The 2,812-nt window shown below is 57.3% G+C and carries 1 protein-coding gene and 3 pseudogenes; 3 read left to right on the plus strand and 1 reads right to left on the minus strand.

Features of this window, described 5'->3' with window-relative positions; translation table 11 throughout:
- From VGC62_RS10555 to VGC62_RS27690, 3 genes and pseudogenes are all read left to right on the plus strand, one after another.
- Positions 1-213: pseudogene (locus VGC62_RS10555) on the plus strand (methyl-accepting chemotaxis protein); the annotation flags it as partial.
- Between the two features lie 218 nt (positions 214-431).
- A pseudogene (locus VGC62_RS27685) lies at positions 432-1,502 on the plus strand (methyl-accepting chemotaxis protein); the annotation flags it as partial.
- A 153-nt stretch (positions 1,503-1,655) separates the two neighbouring features.
- On the plus strand, positions 1,656-2,381 hold the full coding sequence (locus VGC62_RS27690; protein WP_414705782.1) for a methyl-accepting chemotaxis protein: 726 nt from the start codon (positions 1,656-1,658) through the stop codon (positions 2,379-2,381).
- A 320-nt stretch (positions 2,382-2,701) separates the two neighbouring features.
- Here the strand turns inward: VGC62_RS27690 and VGC62_RS27890 are convergent.
- Positions 2,702-2,812 (minus strand): annotated as a pseudogene (locus tag VGC62_RS27890) (IS110 family transposase); the annotation flags it as partial.

The raw sequence follows: 2,812 nt of genomic DNA on the forward strand, positions 1-2,812 counted from the left end.
ACGGTGTCAGCCATTCAGGCCATGAACCAGCAAATCGCCGCAGCAGCCGAACAGCAAAGTGCTACCGCAGAAGAAATCAACCGCAGCGTGCTCAACGTGCGCGACGTCTCGGAACAGACCTCGGCCGCCAGCGAAGAAACCGCAGCGTCCAGCGTCGAATTGGCTCGGCTGGGGACGCATTTGCAGACATTAGTGGCGCGTTTCCGCGTCTGATGCCTCCAATGATGATCGCTCCCACGTTCTGCATGGGGGCGATCACTCAATGACGACTCTGTGACACACATCACCCCGTCCCGCTAATCAGAAATCTCCTACACCCACCTCAGGTCGCGTGCTTCAACCTTCTGCCGATGCGCTTTCAACGCTCGCCCTGCTGATGCCGGGCATGCCATTGATTGCCCATTCGCAGGAGATACACCATGTTTCGAGGGATGAATCAGGTACTGGGGAATACCAGCGTCAAACTCAAGCTTTCATTAGGCTTTGGTCTGGTGCTGGTGCTGACGCTGGTGATCGCCCTCACCGGCTGGCATGGCCTGGACACGATGATCGAACGTTCAGAATCGATCACAGCCGTCAGCCAGTTGAACGCCATGACCAAAGACCTGCGTACCGAGCGCGTTACCTTTCGCTTAGAAAACACCCCAGAAGCTGCAACCCGAGTGGTTGACCGTCTCAATGAACTCGAAGCACACCTGCTCAAACTGCGCGAAGAAACCGAGCAAGCCGAACTGCTTAAACTGCTTACCAGCCAAAGCGAGGGCGTGCGCACGCTGGAAAAAACCTTCACTGACCTTGGGCAGTTGCTCAAGGAGCGCGCCGCCTCACGCCTGCGCCTGGATGAGCATTCCGATCAAGCGATAGCGGCGGTTGGCCGGGTTGAAAGCGAAGTGTTGAAAGTCGTGAGCCAAGAGCAGAACAGCAGCGAACAGCTCGACGAGTTCACTAATATTCTTCAGTTACGGCGCCAGATCCAGAACGCTCGCTATGAAGTGCTCGCATACGTCTTTAGCGGTCAGGAAGTCTATGAGACTGCGGCCTTCACTGCCATCGACGAGTCGCTAAAGGAAATAGAGCAGATTTCCCAGGTTCAAACGCAGGGCAATGCGTCCGGCCTTAAATTAGCCAGCCAAGCACTGCAGAACTACCGTAGCCAACTGGGCCTATTCAAAGAAGTCCAAGTCAAGACCGAGGCTGCTCACGAAAACATGGAGGCGCTAGGAGAGACGCTGCTGGCATCGACGAACGAGTTGAGCAACCTGCAGAGCACACGCCGCGAGAGTGAGGCGAGCCAATCACGTACCGCCTTGACCAGCGTTGCCGGGTTGACGCTAACCCTCGGCCTGCTCGCCGCCTGGCTGATTACTCAACAAGTCGTCATACCCCTGCGCCAGACACTAAAGGCAGCTGAACGCATCGCTCAAGGCGACTTGAGCAGAGACCTCGTTGTTAACCGGCGGGACGAGATGGGTGAGCTGCAACAGCGCATGCAGACGATGACGATCAGCCTGCGGCGACTAATCGGCGGCATCAGCGACGGCGTGGCGAAAATCGCCAGCGCCGCCGCACAATTGTCAGCGGTGACGCAGCAAACCAGCATCGGGGTGAACAACCAAAAGGAGGAAACCGATCAAGTAGCGACGGCCATGAACGAAATGACTTCGACAGTCATGGAGGTGGCGCGCAATGCCGAGGAAGCGTCGGAGGCCGCGATTCAAGCCGATCAACAGGCTCGCGAAGGTGACAAGGTGGTCAACGATGCAATCGCGCAGATAGAACGGCTGGCAAGCGAAGTCAACAACTCAACACAGGCGATGGGCCAGTTGAAGTCTGAAAGCGACAAAATCGGTGGTGTGCTCGATGTAATCAAGTCAGTCTCACAACAGACTAACCTTTTGGCCTTGAACGCCGCCATTGAAGCCGCACGTGCAGGCGAAGCGGGACGCGGTTTTGCCGTGGTTGCCGATGAAGTGCGCAGCCTGGCGCAGCGCACGCAGCAGTCCACAGAGGAAATCGAAGAGTTGATCGCGGCGCTACAGAGCGGGACACAACATGTGGTCAACGCCCTCGACGCCAGCCGTACATTAACTGACAGCAGTGTGGACCTGAGCCGCCGTGCCGGCAGTGCCCTGGAACACATCAATCGCACCGTTTCGACCATCCAGAGCATGAATCAGCAGATCGCTACGGCCGGCGAAGAACAAAGCGCCGTGGCCGAACAGATCAACCGTAGCATTTTGAACGTGCGCGACATCTCCGATCAGACTGCGGCCGCCAGCGAGCAAACCGCAGCGTCGAGCGCGGAGCTGGCGAGGTTGGGGCTGGACTTGCAGGAAATGGTAGGGAAATTCAAGGTCGTGTGGACATCGCGCAGCAAGTAGGGCCCGGTAGATACTCGGTTCCCGGCCAAGCTTTCAGCGGGCGTTTCTCGCTGAAAAAATTGACCGTATCAGAGGCGTCACCGTTGCTTACATCGCGGCGCGCCAGTGGCGGATGCCTTCCACACAACCTCTGTAGGAGTGAACTTGTTCGCGAGGCGGTGTTTCAGGCACACCGCGTTGGACGCCTCGCCAACACGTTGGCTCCTACAGATGAAACGCGTTCTGCAACCTCGACCACAATTGCCCGCAGCTGCTCATCCGGCGCGGCGCGCCAGTGGCGGATGCCTTCAACACACCCGCTGTAGATACTCTGTTGCCGGTCAAGCTTTTAGTAAGTGTTTTTCGCTAAAAAGCTTGGCCGTATTAAAATCTTCGCCAGCACGCATGCATGCCCAAATCCCCGTCAAATACTTGCGCATGACCGCGCCTAT

Source organism: Pseudomonas sp., from assembly GCF_036404235.1.
Lineage (GTDB): Bacteria > Pseudomonadota > Gammaproteobacteria > Pseudomonadales > Pseudomonadaceae > Aquipseudomonas.